At 64.9% G+C, this 17,813-nt stretch carries 18 protein-coding genes and 1 pseudogene; 7 read left to right on the forward strand and 12 right to left on the reverse strand.

Annotated elements, in window-relative coordinates; translation table 11 throughout:
- Nucleotides 1-36 precede the first annotated feature (36 nt).
- The 11 genes from RW095_RS18965 to RW095_RS19015 form a co-directional block, all read right to left on the reverse strand.
- Nucleotides 37-1,047, reverse strand: a complete 1,011-nt coding sequence (locus RW095_RS18965; RefSeq protein WP_317017592.1) for a LysR family transcriptional regulator — start codon at nt 1,045-1,047, stop codon at nt 37-39.
- Between the two features lie 117 nt (nt 1,048-1,164).
- Entirely contained in the window at nt 1,165-2,046 is an 882-nt protein-coding gene (locus RW095_RS18970; protein ID WP_317017594.1) for an RNA polymerase sigma-70 factor, read from the reverse strand.
- A 194-nt stretch (nt 2,047-2,240) separates the two neighbouring features.
- The gene (locus tag RW095_RS18975; RefSeq protein WP_317017595.1) at nt 2,241-2,594 is read right to left on the reverse strand and encodes a RidA family protein; all 354 of its coding nucleotides are present in this window, start codon (nt 2,592-2,594) and stop codon (nt 2,241-2,243) included.
- Between the two features lie 78 nt (nt 2,595-2,672).
- Nucleotides 2,673-3,845, reverse strand: coding sequence for an NAD(P)/FAD-dependent oxidoreductase (locus RW095_RS18980; protein WP_317017597.1), 1,173 nt, complete (start codon nt 3,843-3,845; stop codon nt 2,673-2,675).
- Nucleotides 3,838-5,244, reverse strand: coding sequence for an FAD/NAD(P)-binding oxidoreductase (locus RW095_RS18985; RefSeq protein ID WP_317017599.1), 1,407 nt, complete (start codon nt 5,242-5,244; stop codon nt 3,838-3,840). Before RW095_RS18985 ends, RW095_RS18980 begins: the two co-directional genes overlap by 8 nt.
- Nucleotides 5,234-5,617 carry a (2Fe-2S)-binding protein gene (locus RW095_RS18990; protein WP_317017601.1) on the reverse strand — a complete coding sequence of 128 codons (384 nt, stop codon included), beginning with the start codon at nt 5,615-5,617 and terminating at the stop codon, nt 5,234-5,236. Before RW095_RS18990 ends, RW095_RS18985 begins: the two co-directional genes overlap by 11 nt.
- Before the next feature lie 7 nt (nt 5,618-5,624).
- Nucleotides 5,625-6,776 (reverse strand): NAD(P)/FAD-dependent oxidoreductase, encoded by a 1,152-nt coding sequence (locus RW095_RS18995; protein ID WP_317017602.1) that lies wholly within the window; start codon nt 6,774-6,776, stop codon nt 5,625-5,627.
- Nucleotides 6,773-7,570 carry an ABC transporter permease gene (locus RW095_RS19000; protein ID WP_020066286.1) on the reverse strand — a complete coding sequence of 266 codons (798 nt, stop codon included), beginning with the start codon at nt 7,568-7,570 and terminating at the stop codon, nt 6,773-6,775. The genes RW095_RS18995 and RW095_RS19000 overlap by 4 nt, the downstream gene beginning before the upstream one ends.
- A gap of 16 nt (nt 7,571-7,586) precedes the next feature.
- On the reverse strand, nt 7,587-8,459 hold the full coding sequence (locus RW095_RS19005) for an ABC transporter permease (protein ID WP_317017605.1): 873 nt from the start codon (nt 8,457-8,459) through the stop codon (nt 7,587-7,589).
- On the reverse strand, nt 8,446-9,525 hold the full coding sequence (locus tag RW095_RS19010) for an ABC transporter ATP-binding protein (RefSeq protein WP_317017606.1): 1,080 nt from the start codon (nt 9,523-9,525) through the stop codon (nt 8,446-8,448). Before RW095_RS19010 ends, RW095_RS19005 begins: the two co-directional genes overlap by 14 nt.
- 57 nt (nt 9,526-9,582) lie before the next feature.
- On the reverse strand, nt 9,583-10,650 hold the full coding sequence (locus tag RW095_RS19015) for an ABC transporter substrate-binding protein (protein WP_201702383.1): 1,068 nt from the start codon (nt 10,648-10,650) through the stop codon (nt 9,583-9,585).
- Between the two features lie 157 nt (nt 10,651-10,807).
- Here RW095_RS19015 and RW095_RS19020 point away from each other — a divergent pair, with 157 nt between their 5' ends.
- Entirely contained in the window at nt 10,808-11,761 is a 954-nt protein-coding gene (locus RW095_RS19020; protein WP_317017608.1) for a LysR substrate-binding domain-containing protein, read from the forward strand.
- A gap of 25 nt (nt 11,762-11,786) precedes the next feature.
- Here RW095_RS19020 and RW095_RS41500 read toward each other — a convergent pair.
- Nucleotides 11,787-11,933, reverse strand: a pseudogene (locus RW095_RS41500) (UbiX family flavin prenyltransferase); the annotation flags it as partial.
- Between RW095_RS41500 and RW095_RS19025 the strand changes: the two are divergent.
- From RW095_RS19025 to RW095_RS19050, 6 genes are all read left to right on the forward strand, one after another.
- Nucleotides 11,899-12,138: an alpha/beta fold hydrolase gene (locus RW095_RS19025; RefSeq protein WP_317017610.1), complete on the forward strand. Its 240-nt coding sequence runs from the start codon at nt 11,899-11,901 to the stop codon at nt 12,136-12,138. The pseudogene RW095_RS41500 and the gene RW095_RS19025 overlap by 35 nt on opposite strands.
- A gap of 57 nt (nt 12,139-12,195) precedes the next feature.
- On the forward strand, nt 12,196-13,089 hold the full coding sequence (locus tag RW095_RS19030) for an FAD binding domain-containing protein (RefSeq protein ID WP_317017612.1): 894 nt from the start codon (nt 12,196-12,198) through the stop codon (nt 13,087-13,089).
- On the forward strand, nt 13,089-15,404 hold the full coding sequence (locus RW095_RS19035) for a xanthine dehydrogenase family protein molybdopterin-binding subunit (RefSeq protein ID WP_317017613.1): 2,316 nt from the start codon (nt 13,089-13,091) through the stop codon (nt 15,402-15,404). Before RW095_RS19030 ends, RW095_RS19035 begins: the two co-directional genes overlap by 1 nt.
- Before the next feature lie 2 nt (nt 15,405-15,406).
- Nucleotides 15,407-15,907, forward strand: a complete 501-nt coding sequence (locus RW095_RS19040; protein WP_317017615.1) for a (2Fe-2S)-binding protein — start codon at nt 15,407-15,409, stop codon at nt 15,905-15,907.
- Nucleotides 15,908-16,021: 114 nt separating this feature from the next.
- The gene (locus RW095_RS19045; RefSeq protein WP_317017616.1) at nt 16,022-17,422 is read left to right on the forward strand and encodes an MFS transporter; all 1,401 of its coding nucleotides are present in this window, start codon (nt 16,022-16,024) and stop codon (nt 17,420-17,422) included.
- A 3-nt stretch (nt 17,423-17,425) separates the two neighbouring features.
- Nucleotides 17,426-17,803 carry a RidA family protein gene (locus tag RW095_RS19050; RefSeq protein ID WP_317017618.1) on the forward strand — a complete coding sequence of 126 codons (378 nt, stop codon included), beginning with the start codon at nt 17,426-17,428 and terminating at the stop codon, nt 17,801-17,803.
- Nucleotides 17,804-17,813 lie beyond the last annotated feature (10 nt).

Genomic DNA, 17,813 nt, shown 5'->3' on the forward strand with positions numbered 1-17,813 from the left:
CCGGCGCTGCGTGCGTTTCTCTGACGAACTCGCGGTTCACTCGACGGTCGCTAAAGCCGGCGGCGCCTCGACCGTCGTCCCGCATTGTGGATTCATTGCCCGCGTCTGCTCGGTCATATAGTCGACGAACACACGGATGCGGGCCGGAAGGTGCTGGCGGCTCAGATAGCAGATGTAGTGACCTTCGTCGTCGGGGGCATGCTGCGCGAGGCAACTCAGCAACTGCCGCTCGCCGAGCAGGTCACGCACCTGATAAGCAGGCAATTGTGCGATGCCGAGACCGTCGAGCACCGCCTGCAGGATCAGGTCCGGGTCGTTGAACGTGTGCTGCGCGGTGGGCTGATGCCGCTGGGGCCGGCCGTCCACCTTGAACTGCCAGTCCTTGACGCGACCGGAGGCGCTGCGCAGGTTGATGCAGCGATGATCCGCAAGCTCGTCGACGTGGCGCGGCAGACCGTGCAGGCGCGCATAGGCGGGCGATGCACAGACGATCATCTGCATCGCAATGAGCTGCCGCGCGACGATCCCGCTGTCTTCCATGCGCCCGTCGCGAAACGAGACGTCGACGCGGTCGGCGGTGAAGTCGGCGGGGCGGTCGTTCAGCAGCAATTCGAGCGTGATGCCGGGATAGCGGGAGTGAAAGCCTCGCAATAGCGGCGCGACGATCTTGCGGCCGAAGCCCGACGTCGACGCGATGCGCAAATGCCCGCGCGGCGGCCCGCTGCGTAGATCGCGCATGCCGTCGAGCGCCGCCACGATGCGCTCGATGCCGGGCTGGCAACTCTCGTAGAAGAGTTCGCCCTCACGTGTGAGCGACGTGCTGCGAGTAGTGCGCAGGAACAGGCGCACTTCGAGTTGCGCCTCGAGCTTTTGCACATTGCGGCTAACCGAGGAGCGGCCGATGCCGAGGCGATCGCCCGCGCGGGCGAAGCTGCCTTCATTGGCGACGGCCAGGAATGAAACGACGCCGGCATAGGTGGTCGCGAAGCTGCTCGCGAACGGGTCCTGGCTGGCGGTGACAGGGCGAGGTGATCGGTAATCTGACATGCGGGCGCGACTCGTGAAGTCTAAAACCGGCTAGACGTATCAGTCCCGCCGTTTGTGACATTGCCCGCGGTTTTGCGGCGCCGGCGCCAGTGCCGGCGCCGCGCGTCGCATAGGGATTCAACCGTTCGAATAGGCCGCGGCAATGCGCGCGAGCTTCTCGGGATTGCGCTGCACGAGGATGCGGACAATACGCTCATTGTCCGTTTCGACCGATTGTGCCGATTCGAGCTTGCCTTCGATAAAGCGCAGCAGCGCCCACTGACCGTTGAGCACCACGAGCCTGACGCTGAGTTCGCTGCCATGGCGCCGCGACGACGCATAGAACAGTTGCGCGATTCTCCGGCCGCCGAGCATCGGCTGGGGCGCGCTCGGCACTTTGCCGCCGCCGTCGCCGATCAGCATGGCGTCTTCGGCGAGCAACGCGTTGATCGCGGGGAAGTCGCCGCGCTCGACGGCCTGCGCGAACATCCGCAGAAGACGATGATGCGTCTCCTGCGGCACGGCATTACGGGCACGCTCATCGCGAAGTTGCCCTTTGGCGCGGCTCACGAGCTGGCGGCAGGCCGCCTCGCTCTTGCCGATTGCGCGGGCCACTTCGTCGTAATCGGCATCGAAAACTTCGCGTAACAGGAAGGCGGCGCGCGCTTCGGGCGTCAGCCGTTCCAGCAGCATCAGGAACGCGACGGAAACGTCGTCGCTGCGTTCGACCGCCTCCTCGGGCGTGGCGGGCGAGCCGGTCATTTGCGGTTCGGGCAACCAGATGCCCGTATAGTGTTCGCGCTGCGTTTTAGCGGCGCGCAAACGGTCGATGGACACGCGGGTTGTGACCGCGACGAGCCATGCTTCCGCGTTGTCGATATTTTCGCGGGCGGCCGCATGCCAGCGCAGCCAGACGTCTTGCACGATATCTTCGGCTTCCGCTAGCGAGCCGAGCATCCGATAAGCGATTTTCTGCAAGCGCGGGCGCAGGCCGTTGAAGGCACAGGCGTCGTCGTCCATGGGCAAGTTTCCTGTTGCGTTGATACACGCCTCGCTCGAAGAGCGGGCCAGCAACCGCATATTGCCATGGACGATCTGTCTTGCGCGCGACAGGCTCAAACGCCGGGGCGGCTCCAGGAGAACCCCGGCAGGATCGGGACGCCAGCGCGTGAACGATGCGGCAGTCGCGCTCACGCGCCGCGTCGCGAGCAGATTCAGCCGAGCGCCACCACGGCGATTTCCACCAGCAATTCCGGCGCGGCAAGCTGTGCTTGCACTGTCGCGCGCGTGGGCGCGCAGCCTTGCGGGACCCACGCGTCCCATACCTCGTTCATGCCGCCGAAGTCGCGCGCAATATCCGCGAGCCATACCTGGGCGGAAACCAGTCTCGTCTTGTCGATGCCGGCCTTCTCCAGGAAGCCGTCGATCTTCTCCAGCACCTTCGCGGTCTGCACTTTCACGTCCGGCGTCTGATCGGCGGAAGTCTGGCCGCCGATGAATACGAGGCCGGCAGCCTTGACGACGCGGCTCATACGTTGATTGGTTTCGATGCGAACGATATCGGTCATGACAATGTCTCTAGTTGAGGTCGAACGAAGCCGTCGCGCGCGTTCATCGAAGGCGCGACGGAGCAAAAAAACAGCCGCTTATTGCGTAACGAGATGCGCGGCGCTCGCAGAGGAAGACGACGCGCTGCGCTCGAACCGGTCGATCCGGAACGCATCCAGCGAAATGGACGGCGTGCCGTCGAGCATCAGTTCGGACACGAGCTTGCCGCAACCGGGTCCGAGCTGAAAGCCGCTGCCGCAATAGCCGAACGAGTAGTACAGATTCGACGCCTTGCGGCTCGCGGAGATCACCGGCAGTTCGTCTTCGGTGAAGGCCTCGACGCCGGCCCACGCACGGTTCACGCCGAGATTGCGCAGATGAGGAAACAGGTCGGTCACCGTCCGTGCGCTGCGCACGAGCCGCACGAAATCGACTTCGCCGTGACGGCTCGTCAGATCGGCCAGACCGATCAGCTTTCCGCCGATCACCACGGTACCGTTGTCGAACTGCTTGAAGGACAGCGGCCGGCCGGTTGCGCCGAGCGTGGCGCGACAGAACGGCGCGACACGATGCGTGACCATCAGCATCAGACCTTCCGGGTGCACTGGCACGGGCTCGCCCACCTGCTTCGCCAGCTCGCCCGACCACGCACCCGCGGTGACGAGCAGCTTGTCCGCGCTGAAGGTGCCGCGCGGCGTGATGGCGAACCAGCGCGTGCCGCGTTGTTCGATGCGGTGCACGGCCGTGCCTTCCAGAAAGCGCGCGCCGAGGCGCTGGGCAGCGAGGCGGAAAGCCGTGGTGGTTCGAAACGGCAGTGCATAGCCGTCGCGCTCGACCCAGATTCCGCCCGTGACGTGCTGCGCGAGCGCCGGTTCGAGTTCCAGCACGGTGTCGCGGTCGATCACTTTCTCGTGCGTGAATCCATGCGATTCGAGCAGCGCGACGCGCTCGCGGCATGCTTGCAGTTCGTCATCGGTCTCGGCGATTTTCAACTGACCTGAAGGCACGAAGCCGCCATCCTCGCCGAGCAGATCGGTCATGCCGTGCCAGATTTCGCGCGACATCAGCGCAAGCGGAATTTCGGGCAACGGGCGGCCCAGCGTGCGCACGCCGCCCGCGTTGACGCCCGACGAATGACGCGCGACGTAATCGGCTTCGAGCACGATCACCTTCGCGCCGCGACGCGCGAGATGAAGCGCGCTGCTCGTGCCATGCAAGCCGCCGCCGACCACGAGCACATCGGCTTCCTGGATGACGGTCGTGTCATTCACCGGCCAGTTCTCCGAGCGTGAGCGGCTTGATCGGCGGACGGATGCGGTAGTAGCCGACTTCGGCGGGCGAGACGCGGCGCGCATCGGCGATCACCTCCGTCACCGTCAGACCGCACATGCGCCCCTGGCACGGACCCATGCCGCAGCGTCCGAACGACTTTGCCTGATTCGGCCCGACGCAACCCAACTCGACGAACTTGCGCAACTCGCCCGCGGTGACTTCCTCGCAACGGCACACGATCGTCTCGTCTCGCGGAATGCGGTTGATGTCGCGAGGGCGGTACAGGCTGTCGAGAAACGGCCGGATACGCATGACGCCCGCGAGTTCGCGGCGATGCTCGACGGCTTGCGCGTCGCGTGCGGCGGCGGTGATCGCGCCGAGTTGTGCGGCCACCGCGAGGCCGGCGAGCGCGCCCTGCAAGGCCGCCGCCTGCGCGCCGCCGATGCCCGCGCCGTCGCCGGCCACGAAAATGCCGGGCACGTCCAGCTCGCCCCACGCATCGACTTTCGGGGTGAAGCAAAGTTGCTCGTTGTCCCAGCGGTGCGACGCTCGCAGCGCCTGCGTGAATTGCGTGTTCGGCACCACGCCCTGATGCAGAAGAATCACATCGGCTTCGAGACGATGCGCGCTGCCCTGGGTCGTGAAGTGAAGCGCCGCGGCGCGTTCCACATGATCGGCGCCGACGCGCGCTTCCACGCGCAAGTCGTCGGCCGCCTCGAAAATGGGCACGCCCGCGTCGCGCAGCGTGCGGATCAGTTGCAGGCCTTTGCTCAGGAACGGCCACGCGCGCAGCGCCGCAAGCATGTGACGCTTCGCGCGCCAGCGGTCTTCATGGCGCGTGGTATCGACGAGCGCGCGGATCGGCACCCCGGCGCGAACGTATTGCCAGCCGAGCAGATACAGGAGCGGTCCGCAGCCCGCCAGTACCGGCGGTGCGGCAGGCACTTCGCCCGCGCTCTTCAGCAGGATCTGCGCCGCGCCCGCCGTCAGCACACCGGGCAGCGTCCAGCCGGGAATCGGAAACGGCCGCTCGAGCGCGCCGCTCGCGAGGATCACGCGCTGTGCGTCGAAGCTGCCGATCTTGCCGTCTTTCAGATAATTGACGCCGCGCTCGCGCGTGACTTGCCACACGGTTGCATTGGTCAGGTGGCGTGCGCCGGAGGCGGCGAACGCATCGGCGATCGCCGCGCCCGCCGCGTAGTCGGGTCCGAGGATCTCCTTGCGGCGCGCATCGGCGCGGCCGATGCCGCGATAGATCTGGCCGCCAACGGCGTCCTGTTCGTCGATCAGCACGGTCTTCAGCCCGGCGCGCGCCGTGCGCGTGGCCGCGCTCATGCCCGCGGGACCGGCGCCGATCACGACGACGTCGACGGCTTCGGAAACGAAATCAGCGGCCATGGGCGTTCTCCATAGATGCATCCGTCAGGTGCGCGGGCGGCAGATCGCGCGCGCCTTCCTGCGAGCGGATTCGCATGCCGGCCTTGACCTCGACCATGCAGGCCTGGCGGCTCGGCACGCCGTCGATCTCGACGAGGCATTCGAAGCACGCGCCCATCATGCAGAAAGGCGCGCGCGGTGCGCCTGAAACCGGCGTCGCGCGAAACCGCGAGACGCCCGCGGCAAGCAGTGCTGCCGCGACGGAGCGGCCATCCGGCACGGTCAGCGGCTGATCGTTGAACCAGATTGCGACCTGCGTGGCGGCCGCACCTTGTGCGCTGGGCAGCGGCCTGAAAAGGGCGTGAGTCGGCGTATGAGTCGATTGAGTAGTCATGTCGAATTCAGTGTGCGGGAGTCAGTTCTCTTGCGTGCTCGAAGCGCCGCGCGGAGAAGGTGGGCAGTTCGTCGGGCATCGGCGCGCCGACGATCCACGGCGCGACCCGCAGCGCATGCGCGGCCGCCAGCGTCACGCCGCTATGGCAAGTGACGACGAACGCGCCGGGGTGAGCCTCGGACTGGTCGTAGATCGGAAAGCCGTCGGGACTGTAGACGCGCAACGCGGCCCACATGCGCACAAGCCGCACGTGTTGCAGCATCGGGAATGCACGCACGCCACGCCGGGCGATGTCGGCAAGCACATGCGTAGTCGTGAAATCGTCGAAGCCGACTTCTTCCATCGAATCGCCGAACTGCAGACTGCCCTCGTCGGTCTGGCGCACGTTGAGCGTCGGATAGTGGAGAAACGGCGCAACGCGCTCGCTCACCAGCACCTGACCGCGATTGGGCGCGACCGGCGCGTCGAGCCCGACGAACGGCGCGAGCGCGCGGTTGCCGAGTCCCGCGGCAAGCACGATCTTTGCAGCGCGATAGGTCCCGCGTTTCCCATGCACGACGAAGCCGTGCGCTTGCGGTTCGATGCGCTGCGCCCGCTCGCTCGACACGAGCCGCACGCCGCGAGCCTGCATCGCGGTATGCAGCGCGCGCAGCAGCTTGAGCGGATTCACGTGGCCGTCCATCGGCGTGTAACTCGCGCCGATTACCGCGGGCCCGATTTGCGGAATGCGCGCGCGAACTTCGGCGGCATCGAGCATCTGATACGGGTAATCGCCCAGTTCGGCTTGCAGGGTAGAGAGGCGCTTGTCGCGTTCGGCGAGTTCGTCGTCGTTGAAGCAGAAGTGGAAGCCGCCCGGCTGCTTCAACGCCACGTCTATGCCGCTCTCCTGCAGCAGCGCCTGCGCGAGTTGCGGCCAGCGCGTGGCCGAACTGCGCGACCAGCGTGCGTATGGAGACAGGCCATAGCCCTTGCCCTGAATCCAGACGAGGCCGAAATTGCCGCGTGACGCGCGAAAGCCGCCGTCGTCCTCGTCGAGCACGGTTACGCGCGCGCCTTCGCGGGCGAGTCCGTAGGCCACGGCCGAACCCACGAGGCCGCCGCCTACGACTACCACGTCCGCGAGCATATCGGGACTCGCGGCGGTGCTTGTCAATGTCATTGCGCTTCTCCGATCAGAATGCGGTCGAGTCCGACCATGCGGTCGAGCAGGACCATCAGCAGGACCGTGCCCACGATCAGCACCGCCGACACCGAAGCGACGAGCGGATCGATCGTCTGCGCGATCTGGTTGTACATGGCGACGGGCAGCGTGGTCGTGCCGGGTGTTGCGACGAAGATGGTCATCGTCAGTTCGTCGAAGCTCTGGATGAATGAGAGGACCCAGCCGCCGGCTACGCCGGTGCGGATCATCGGCAGAACCACGCGGCGAAACGCGGTGAAGCGGCTCGCGCCGCAGGAGAGCGCGGCGCGTTGCGCATCGCGGTCGAGCCCGACTGCCGACGACAGCGCGAGACGCAGCGCATACGGCAGCACGATGACCACATGCGCGCACACCAGCGACCAGAACGAGCCCGACAGATGCAGCAGCGACAGAAAGCGCAGAAACGCGATGCCGAGCACGACGGCGGGAATCATCATCGGCGAGAGAAAGAAGCTCGTGAGCGCGGCGCGGCCCGGAAAGCGATAGCGCGCAATGGCGAGCGCGGCGGGCACCGCGAGCAGCACGCCGATGGTCGCTGCCGCGAACGCAAGCCGCACCGACAGCCAGAAGGCCGAGACAATGTCGCCGTTTTCGATGATCGCGCGAAACCAGCGCAGCGACGCGCCATCGAAAGGCATCGAGATAAAGCCCTTGTCGGTAAAAGCGACGAGCATCACCACTACGAGGGGCGCAAGGATGAAGCTCAGGAAAAACGCGTTGTAGACGAGCCCGAGAATGCCGTTCTGTTTCATGATCGATCTCCTTCGCTCAATCGAAGATGTGCCGGAAACGGCGTTCGGCGAGTCGGCTGCAGCCCATCACGATCGCCACGTTGGCGATCAGCAGCAGCACGGCGATGCTCGCGCCGAGCGGCCAGTTGAGCGTGCCGAGGAATTCGTCGTAGGCGGCGGTGGCGACCACCTTCAGGCGTCGTCCGCCGATCAGCGCGGGCGTGGCGAAAGCGGACGCCGACAGTGCGAACACGATGATCGAGCCCGACAGCACGCCCGGCATGATCTGCGGCAGCACCACGCGGCGAAACACTGCGAACGGCGAGCCGCCGAGCGAGCGGCCGGCCCATTCCACTTGCGGATCGAGCTTCTGCATGGTCGCCCAGACCGACATCACCATGAAGGGCACCAGCACGTGGGTGAGCGCGATGATCATGCCCGTCATCGTGAATACCAGACGGATGGGTTCGTTGGTGACATGCAGCGACTGGAGCACATTGTTGAGCACACCGTTGTTGCCGAGCAGAATCTGCCAGCCGAGCGTGCGCACCACCACCGAAATAAGCAGGGGCCCCAGCACCACCAGCAGACACAGCGACTGCCACGGACGCCTCATCCGCGCGAGCACGATGGTCTCGGGCACGCCGAGCACGATGGACAGCAGCGTGACGGCGAAGGCCAGACCTGCGGTGCGCAGGAAGATCGTGCCGTAATACGGGTCGCTGACTACCGCCCAGTAGTTAGTGAGCGTATAGGCAGCCGTGACGCCGGCCGTATCGCTGAACACGCGGAACGACAGCATCAGCGTGAGCAGCAGCGGCACCAGTAAGAGACCGACAAAGAGCAGCAGCGCCGGCCCCGACAGCAACCACGGCGCAGCGCCGGGGCGGTCGTCGTCAAGCGTGGCCATGAGCGCCCTCCGGACTGTCTTGCGTCAGCACGCGCAGGTCGTCGTCGGTCCATGCGAGGCCGACTTCATGGCCTTCCTCGGGCGGCGGCGCACCGTGGTTCGGCTGCGCGACGCGCAGCTTGCCGAGTTCTGTGTCTACCTCGAGCAGCCATTGATTGCCGACGAACACACGCGTCGCGATGCGCCCGCGCAGCCGGGCATCGCCGTTGGCAAGGTGCACTTTCTCCGGCCGGATATACACATGCACTGCGCCGTCCACATGGCGGCCTTCGTGCGGCACATGCAGTGTCGTGCCCGCGACGGCGACCTCCGCGCAACGTGGATTACGGCGCAACACCTCGCCGGAGAATGCGTTGGTCCGACCGAGAAACGTGGACGCGAACGGCGTGGCGGGGCGCTCGTAGGCGTCGTAGGGCGTGCTCAGTTGCGCAATGACGCCGCGATGCATGACGGCGATGCGATCGCTCATGGTCATTGCCTCGACCTGGTCGTGCGTGACCAGAACCGTCGTGATGCCGAGGCGCTTCTGGATCGCGCGCAGTTCGATGTGCATCTCTTCGCGCAGCTTGGCGTCGAGGTTGGACATCGGCTCGTCGAGCAGCAGCAGTTCGGGTTCCATGGCAATGGCGCGTGCAATCGCCACGCGCTGCCGCTGGCCCCCCGACAGTTCCTTTGGATAGCGATGCCCGAGGCCCTTGAGGCGCACGAGAGACAGCGCTTCGGCAACACGCTCTTCGCGCTCCTTGCGCCTGACCTTGCGCATCTCCAGCCCGAAGCCGACGTTGCCTGCAACTGTCATGTGCGGAAACAGCGCGTAGCTCTGGAACACGACGCCGATGCCGCGCTTCTCGGGACGCTCGTTCGTGATGTCGCGGCCATCGAGCAGAATGCGGCCGGTGGTCGGCGAGACGAAACCGGCGACCATCTGCAGAGTGGTGGTCTTGCCGCAGCCGGACGGGCCGAGCAGCGCAAGCAGCTCGCCGCGTTCGACGTCCAGATCGATGTGCTCGATCGCGGTGAAATCGCCGTAGCGTTTCGAAATGCCTTGCAGAGTCAGGAAGGCCATACGCCTTGCTCCTTCATCAGATCGCGCCCCGCGCGAGGGACTTGCCGGTGCCGCGGATCAGCGCTCGACCGAACGGTTCCAGCGCTCCGTCCATTCGGTGCGATGCTGGTTGATCGTCGCCCAGTCCATCGCGGTCAGCTTCGAGATCTGATCGGGACCGTAGGGCACGCGGGCAGCGATTTCGGGCGTCAGCTTCACCGTCTTGTTGACCGGACCGAGACCGATGCCTTGCGCCTGCAACGTTTGCACTTCCGGAGTCAGCAGGTACTGCACGAACTGCTGCGAGAGCTGCGGCTGCGCGTTTTCCGCGACCACGCACGCGGCCACCTGCAACGCGACCGCACCTTCTTTCGGGTAAATGAACTTCAGCGGAAAGCCGGTGTTCTGCAGTGCCACCGCGCGGCCGCTGCCATACGGCGCCAGGATCACGTCGCCGGATTGCATGTGGCCGTCCATCTCGCCGGGCGTCGGCGCCCAGGACAGCACGTTCGGCGCGACCTGTTTTGTCATTGCGGTAAAACCCGGATCGATGTTTTTCTCGCCGCCGCCGGACAGACGCGCGAGCATCACGAGCGTGTGCAGGCCGTACGTGTTGGTGATCGGCGGCACGCCGAGCTTGCCTTTGATGCGGCTGTCCGTAAGCGACTTCCACGAATCGGGCGGCGGCAGGCCGGCCTTTTTGAACGCTTCCTCGTTGTAGCCAATGCCGGTTGCGACCATGCCGACGCCTATCGCAGTGGGGCCGAGCCTCGCGAGCGGGTAGACGTCCTGCATCACGGGCGCGTCGTCGAGTTTCGCGCACAGGTTCAGTTGCATCGCCTGATACATGGGGCCGTCGTCCATTACCGCGACGTTGATCTGTTGGTGGCCTTTCTGCGCCTGGAGCTTGGCGAGCGTATCGCTTGAATTTCCCGCGACGTAGACGATCTTGACGTTATGCGCCTTTTCGAACGGCGGAATGATTTTTTGCCGGTAGACCTGCTCGTTCGAACCGCCTACGTTGGCGACATAGAGTGTGGTCTCGGCTTGCGCGAGAAGCGGCGCGGCGAGGCTCAAGGCGAATGAAACGGCCGCGATTGCGGTGTGGGACGGGGCGGACAGACGGCGATGCAACGCTCTTTTCATGACGACGATCTCCAGTTCCGATGTGTGGGGGCGGGCTTCGCTGCCCGTCGGTGAAAAGCAGTGTCGCGCCGGCTGGTCATGTCGTCCAATACGAATAAAATACCTATCTATGCATGGATGATATGGATTGGAAGGCATTAGCCTGGGGAAAACACGCATGAATCTCAAGCACATCGAGGCGTTTCGCGCGGTGATGGTGTCGGGGTCGATGACCGCCGCCGCCAAGGCTCTCTTCACGTCGCAGCCGAATGTGAGCCGCCTCATCGCGCAACTGGAGCGCGATACCGGCTTGCAACTTTTTCAGCGCAGCGGCGTGCGCCTGATTCCGACGAGCGAGGGCGAGGCGTTCTTTCGCGAGGTCGACCGCGCTTTCGTCGGCTTGCAAGGGTTGGCGAATGCGGCCGCGCAGATTCGCAACCTCGGCAGCGGGCGTTTGCGCATCGCGGCCATGCCTTCGGCTGGCATGACGCTGGTGCCGCATGCGATCAAACGCTTCGTCGAGCTATTTCCGGATGTGACCGTGTCGCTTCATGTGAACACGTCGGCCACGGTCAATCATTGGACGGCTTCGCAGTTTTGCGACCTGGGCGTGGCGGTGTACGTGAGCGAGGCATCCGATTGCGAGGTCGAGCAGCTATCGGACGTGGCCGCCGTTTGCGTGATGCCCGCTGCACATCGGCTCGCGGCGAAACGCAGCATCAAGCCTGAGGACCTGGAGGGCGAGTCGTTCATTTCGCTGTGTCACGGTGACGGCACGCGCGCGTTGATGGACGAAGTGTTTCTGCGCGCGGGCGTGCAGCGCGTGCTGGCAATCGAGGCGCAATACACGGCAATGTGCTGCGAGATGGTTCGTCACGGCATGGGCGTGACGCTCGCGCATCCAATCGTCGCGCGCGACTATGCGGGGCCGGACATCGCCATTCGCCCGTTCGTGCCGGCTACGCGCTTTCAGACCTATCTGCTGTTTCCGCCGCACAGGCCGCGGGAGCGGCTCGCGTCGGCGTTCGTTGAAGTCTTGCGTGGACTGCATGACGAACTGCTCGCGGAGGTTGTGCCGCCGGCGCGCAGCGGCGCGGCCCGCGGGCGGGCGAAGCAGCGAGTGGGGGTTTGAAGAGATTCCCCTTCAGGCACCCTGTTCAACCGTTCGCCACGCTGACAAGCTTCTGACTCCCTTCGCCGGTCCAGCGCTTGACCGTGCCCGCGTCGATATCGAACAGATCGAGAACGCGTCCAAGCGTGTGATCGATCATGGACTGCAAGTTCTCGGGCCGCGCGTTGATGGCGGCAGTCAAGGTGCCGACCTGTGTGATCGTCGGCGAAGAGGACTATGCGGCGACGCCCGCGATGGCGCGCGCGCTCCATGCTGGCATTGCCGGTTCGACGCTGACGGAAATCCCGAAAGCGCGGCACCTCACGCCGCTGGAGACGCCGGACATCGTCGCTCGCGAACTTCACGCGCTGCTCGATCGCGCAGGCTGTGCCCGCTAGATCGATAGACAAACGCGCAGAGACATGCAGACACACGCGCAACAAGGAGTGCTTTAGATGATTCCGTTCGAACTCGCGAGGCCGCGGTCGCTGAAAGAAGCGATCGCGTTGCTGAACCCGGACGACCCGGATATCCGTCCGATGGGCGGCGGCACAGCGGTCATGCTGATGATGAAGGCCGGCGTGCTACGGCCAACGCGCCTCGTCAGTTTGCGCGACATCGAGCCGCATTATGCGCAGGTTCGTGCCGGCGAAAACGGCGAGTTGCGCATCGGCGGATTGACGCGACTTGCGACACTCGAACATTCGCCGCTCGTGAGGGAAGGCTGGCCGCTTATCGCCCGCACATTGCGCACGCTGTCGAATGTGCGCGTGCGCAATGTCGCGACCATCGGCGGCAATCTCGGTCACGCCGATCCTCATATGGACATGCCGCCGGTGCTCACGTCGCTCGGCGCACGCGTGACGATCGCGGGTCCGCACGGCGAACGGACGGTGCCCATGGAGGACTTGTGCACGGGTTACTACGAGACCGTGCTCGCTCGCGATGAACTGATTTCCGAAGTGATCGTGCCGCAGCAAGCAGGGCGGCCGGCTGCGTACATGAAGGTGACGACACGCGCGGCGCACGACTGGCCCGCGCTCGGTGTCGCGGTGGTGCTCGATATGCAGGGCGAGCGCATTGATCGCGCGAGCGTGATCGTCGGCGCCGCGACCGATCGGCCGACACGGCTCACGCAGGCCGAGGCGCTGCTTTGCGGCGCATTGCCCGACAACGCGATCCTGCGCGAAGCGGGTGAGGCCGGCGCGGCGCAGCTCGACATCGTCGGCGATCCTCATGGGTCTGCCAGCTACAAGAAACAACTGCTGAAGGTCTATCTGGGCCGCGCGGTGCGCACGGCGCTGGCCACCGCGAGTGGCCGCGCCGCTCAATTCGGGGGGCACGCGTAATGAAGATCGACAAGACGCTCGAAGAACAGCCGGCCGGCAAGCAGGTGGGCCGCGCATTGAACCGCCTCGAAGCGCGTTCGAAAGTGACGGGCCGCGCCGAGTACATTCACAACCTCGTGCTGCCGCGCATGCTGTACGGCAAGATTTTTCGCAGCACGGTGGCGCACGGCAAGATCGTCAATATCGACACGAGCGCGGCCCGCGAAATGGAAGGCGTGTTCGCGGTGTACACCGGAGAAGATATCCGTAAGATGATTCCCGAGCCGTACTATGGCCCCGCGTTTCACGATCAGCCGATCCTCGCGCTGGACAAAGTGCGCTATATCGGCGAGCCGGTAGCCGTCGTGCTTGCCGCCGACCCGCACGTTGCAGAAAAGGCGACGCATCTGATCATGGCCGAGTACGACGAATTGCCAGCCGTGTTCAACGAAGTGGAGGCCGCGCAATCGGATGTTCTGGTCCACGAGTTCTTGCGCCCGGCTGGTACGTTCCCCGATCTGAAGCATCTGGCGGGGCGCAAGGGCACGAACGTGGCGCTCGACTTCCAGTTGCGTCGTGGCGACGTGGAGGCGGCATTTGCGACCGCCGCGCATGTATTCGACGACACGTTCACGACCCAGCAGGTCATGCACACGCCGCTCGAGCCGATGGTGTCGCTTGCCGAGCCGGATCTGGGCAGCGGAATGCTCACCGTGCACACGGCTTCGCAGAGCCCGTCTTTCGTGCGTATCGAGATTGCGCGTCTGCTCGGCTGGGACGAAAACCGTGTGCGCGTGAAGTCGGCATTGCTCGGCGGCGGTTTCGGCGCGAAGCTCTATATCAAGCTGGAAGCGCTCGTCGTCGCGCTTGCGTTGCTGTCCCGGCGCAGCGTGAAGATTTCGCTGACCATGGAAGAGCAGTTCTTCACGATCACCAAGCATGCGACCACGTTCCGCATGAAAAGCGCCGTGAACGAAGAAGGCCGCATTACGGCGCGCAAATGCGAGGTGTGGTGGAACGGCGGCGCATATGCGGATATAGGCCCGCGCGTTACGCAGAAGTCGGGCTTCACCGCTTCGGGCCCGTACGATATCGAGAACGTGTGGATCGATTCGTATCAGGTGTACACGAATCTGCCGCCCGCAGGCGCGTTTCGCGGCTTTGGCATTCCGCAGATGGTGTGGGCATACGAGAGCCATGCCGACATGATTTCACGCGCGCTGCGCATCGATCCGCTCGAATTCCGCCGCCGCAACATCTTGCGCGAAGGGCGTCCGCATGCAACCGGCACGCCGATGCATGACGCGGCGATCGACCTGGTGCTCGAACGGGTTGCCGAGCGGTTGAACTGGGCTGCCCCGTTCGAGCGCGGCAGAGGCGCACTGAGGCGTGGGCGAGGCATTGGCGTCGGCTTCAAGGCGCTGGTTGCGCCGACGACGTCGATGGCAATGGTGAGCCTCGCGGGCGACGGCAGCTGCACGGTCTATTCGAGCACGGTGGACATGGGGCAGGCGTCGGAAACCGCAATCGCATTGATGGCCGGCGAAGTACTGGGCATTCCCGCCGAACGCATCCGGGTGATGCGGCCGGACACCGACATAACGCCTTACGACATGGCGACGCTCGGCTCGCGCTCGACGTTCCACATGGGCCACGCGGTGCGTCTCGCCGCCGAGGACGTGAACCGCAAGCTCGCCGAACTCGCCGACGAACTGGGCGTGCCGGCCGCGCCCGCGAGCCGCGCGGGTGAACTGCTGCGGCGCAAGTATGGCATGCAGGCGGGCAACATCGTGGGTATCGGCAGCTTCATTCCTTCGTACAAGTCGCCGGAACACGAGACGGGGCAGTCGGACAACATCACGCCGAACTGGATGGTGGGCGGCTGCGGCGTCGAAGTCGAAGTGGATACGGAGACGGGCCACTTCAAGCTATTGCGCTTCGAGCATGTGGTCGATTGCGGCACGCCGATCAATCCGAAAGTAGTCGATACGCAGATTTCCGGCGCGGCCATCATGCAGCTCGGCATTACGCTCTTCGAGCGCATGGAGTTCGACGAGGTCGGGCAGCTACGCAATGCGTCGTTCGCGGAGTACAAGATTCCGGGCATCCACGACATTCCGCCGAATATCGGGCGCGAGACCGTGGACTCCGTGCAGAACAACGGACCGTTTGGCGCGAAAGGCGTTGGCGAGAGTTCGACGTTCGGCGTCGCGTCGGCAATCGCGGAAGCCATCGAAGACGCGGTCGGCGTGCGTCTGAAGTCGCTGCCGCTCACGCCCGAGAGTGTCTACCGCGCACTGTGCGCCGCGCGCAATGAACCGCTATCCGAGGAATGATCATGAGCGCCACTTCCATCAAGATTGATTTCACGCTGAACGGTGAGCGCGTCAGCGCCGACGTCGAGCCGCATCACACGATTCTCGAAGTGTTGCGTCAGCAATTTGCGCTGTACGGCGCCCGTGAAAGCTGCGGTCAGGGGCTGTGCGGGTGCTGCACCGTGATCGTCAACGGTGAAAGCGTGTCGGGCTGTCTTTATCTCGCCGCGATGGTCGACGGCGGCGAGGTCAGCACCGTAGAGAACCTGGAAGCCGACGGCGAACTCGACGTGGTGCAGCAGGCGTTCATCGAGTGCGGCGCGTTTCAGTGCGGCTTTTGCACGTCAGGCTTCATACTGATGAGCCGCGAGTTGCTCGAGCGCAATCCCGATCCGAGCGAAGCGGAGATCCGGCATTTCCTGTCGGGCAATTTATGCCGCTGCGCCGCCTATCCGGAGATCATCGAGGCGGTGAAGCTCGCCGCGCAAATGCGTAAGTCGGCAACGCCTGGCGTTCCCGCGTAGCGTAAAGCGCGAACAACGAGGCGCTTACGCAGTAACGCACGGCAACGCGCAGTAACGCGCGTCCGCATAACAACAGACGGCATGGCGCACGCCATGACAGCGAGGAGACAGGCGATGCAGCAACCTCTGGAGGAGGGACCCGGCGGCGGCACACGCGGCTTGCGTGCGGACGCTCGCGTCGCCGCAGACGCCGCAACGGAAACAGTATGGTATCGCTCGATCAACCGGCAGCAGTGGAGCGCGCTTATTGCGTCCAACCTCGGCTGGTTCTTCGACGGATACGAAACCTATGCACTGGTTCTCACCGTGGGCGGCGCACTCGGCCAGTTGCTCGCGCCGTCCGAGCACGCGCAGATTCCGTTCTACGCGGGGCTCGTGATCGCGTTGACGTTGCTCGGCTGGGGCATCGGCGGATTGATTGGCGGCATTCTGACCGACTATATAGGCCGCAAGCGGATGATGATGTTCGCGATTCTCGCGTATTCGCTGACCACGGGCTTGAGCGCGCTTTCATGGAACTGGGCTTCGTTCGCGGCGCTGCGCTTTGTCGTCGGTCTGGCGATGGGTTCCGAGTGGGCGACGGGCACGGCAATGACCGCCGAGATCTGGCCCGACCGGCATCGCGGCAAGGGTGCGGGGCTCATGCAATGCGGGCTCGGTACGGGCTTTTTCGTCGCTTCGCTGATATGGCTTTTCATGAGTGGCGCAGGAGAGCATGCGTGGCGCTACATGTATCTGATCGGCGTGCTGCCGGGCCTCGCGACGTTGTGGATGCGCGCGGGCATTCCCGAGTCGGAGCAATGGCAGCGCGTGAACAAACAGCGTAAGGCGACGCTCGCGCGCAGGAAGTCAGGGGCGGCGCTCGACGAGCGCGAACAGGCGCTTGCACGCTTTACCCTCGTCGATCTGCTGGCTGATCCGAAACTGCGCCGCCGCACGTGGATCGCTGTGCTGATGTCGCTCAGCACGACGCTCGGCTGGTGGGGCATCTCCACATGGGTGCCGCCCTACATCGGCTCGGTCGCCGCGCATGCGGGACTTCACGCGGCCTCCTGGGCGAGCTTCGCGGGCATGGCGTATAACGTCGGCGCGATCAGCGGCTATATCGGTCTGGGTTTTCTCGCCGACGCGTATGGCCGCAAGCGCATCACGTGTCTTTTCTTCGCGATGGCGTTCGTGCTGACGCCGGTGCTCTTCATGTGGACGCACAATGTCGGCCTGCTGCTCGCGGTGGCCTGCGTGGCCGGTTTTTTCAGCCTGGGGCAATATACGTGGATGCCGACATGGCTGCCCGAGCTTTATCCGACGCGCGTGCGCGGCACCGCCATCGCGCTGTGCTTCAACGTTCCGCGCTTTCTTGCATGGACGGGGCCGCTCGTCGCCGGCACGCTGATCACCCGCTTCGGCGGCTACGGTCATGCGGCGGTCACGGTCGGTTTCATCTATCTGGTGGGCCTTGCGCTTGCGCCGTGGCTACCGGAAACGCGCGGCCAACCTTTACCTGAAGAGATCTGAACCATGAATTTCATCTTTACCGACAAGGTGCCGGCTCCCGGCGGACACTATTCGCAGGCCGTGCAGGCGGGCGCCTTCACGTTCGTGTCCGGCATGCTGCCGGGCCCGGGCGTGGCCACCGAGGGCCCGGACAACTTCGAACGCCAGGTGCGCGCGACGCTCGCCCATTGCGAACGGGTGTTGGACCAAGCAGGCTGCGCGCTGACTGACGTCGTGCAGTGCACCGCATATATCGTCGACGTGAAGAACTGGCCGGAGTTCAACCGGCTCTACGCGGAGCATTTCGGCACGCATAAGCCCTCGCGCGCAGTTGTGCCGGTGCCTGAGTTGCACCACGGCTTCCTCGTCGAGTTGCAGATGGTCCCCTATCGCGCCCAATAGGCGCGCGTCT

This window comes from Paraburkholderia kirstenboschensis, assembly GCF_032806925.1.
GTDB classification, from domain to species: Bacteria; Pseudomonadota; Gammaproteobacteria; order Burkholderiales; family Burkholderiaceae; genus Paraburkholderia; species Paraburkholderia kirstenboschensis.

Bases quoted from the DNA above. Each gene is read 5' to 3' on its own strand.
- RW095_RS18965 (WP_317017592.1), bottom strand. From the start codon at position 1,047: ATGTCAGATTACCGATCACCTCGCCCTGTCACCGCCAGCCAGGACCCG.
- RW095_RS18970 (WP_317017594.1), bottom strand. From the start codon at position 2,046: ATGGACGACGACGCCTGTGCCTTCAACGGCCTGCGCCCGCGCTTGCAG.
- RW095_RS18975 (WP_317017595.1), bottom strand. From the start codon at position 2,594: ATGACCGATATCGTTCGCATCGAAACCAATCAACGTATGAGCCGCGTC.
- RW095_RS18985 (WP_317017599.1), bottom strand. From the start codon at position 5,244: ATGGCCGCTGATTTCGTTTCCGAAGCCGTCGACGTCGTCGTGATCGGC.
- RW095_RS18990 (WP_317017601.1), bottom strand. From the start codon at position 5,617: ATGACTACTCAATCGACTCATACGCCGACTCACGCCCTTTTCAGGCCG.
- RW095_RS18995 (WP_317017602.1), bottom strand. From the start codon at position 6,776: ATGACATTGACAAGCACCGCCGCGAGTCCCGATATGCTCGCGGACGTG.
- RW095_RS19000 (WP_020066286.1), bottom strand. From the start codon at position 7,570: ATGAAACAGAACGGCATTCTCGGGCTCGTCTACAACGCGTTTTTCCTG.
- RW095_RS19005 (WP_317017605.1), bottom strand. From the start codon at position 8,459: ATGGCCACGCTTGACGACGACCGCCCCGGCGCTGCGCCGTGGTTGCTG.
- RW095_RS19010 (WP_317017606.1), bottom strand. From the start codon at position 9,525: ATGGCCTTCCTGACTCTGCAAGGCATTTCGAAACGCTACGGCGATTTC.
- RW095_RS19015 (WP_201702383.1), bottom strand. From the start codon at position 10,650: ATGAAAAGAGCGTTGCATCGCCGTCTGTCCGCCCCGTCCCACACCGCA.
- RW095_RS19020 (WP_317017608.1), top strand. From the start codon at position 10,808: ATGAATCTCAAGCACATCGAGGCGTTTCGCGCGGTGATGGTGTCGGGG.
- RW095_RS19025 (WP_317017610.1), top strand. From the start codon at position 11,899: ATGGACTGCAAGTTCTCGGGCCGCGCGTTGATGGCGGCAGTCAAGGTG.
- RW095_RS19030 (WP_317017612.1), top strand. From the start codon at position 12,196: ATGATTCCGTTCGAACTCGCGAGGCCGCGGTCGCTGAAAGAAGCGATC.
- RW095_RS19035 (WP_317017613.1), top strand. From the start codon at position 13,089: ATGAAGATCGACAAGACGCTCGAAGAACAGCCGGCCGGCAAGCAGGTG.
- RW095_RS19040 (WP_317017615.1), top strand. From the start codon at position 15,407: ATGAGCGCCACTTCCATCAAGATTGATTTCACGCTGAACGGTGAGCGC.
- RW095_RS19045 (WP_317017616.1), top strand. From the start codon at position 16,022: ATGCAGCAACCTCTGGAGGAGGGACCCGGCGGCGGCACACGCGGCTTG.
- RW095_RS19050 (WP_317017618.1), top strand. From the start codon at position 17,426: ATGAATTTCATCTTTACCGACAAGGTGCCGGCTCCCGGCGGACACTAT.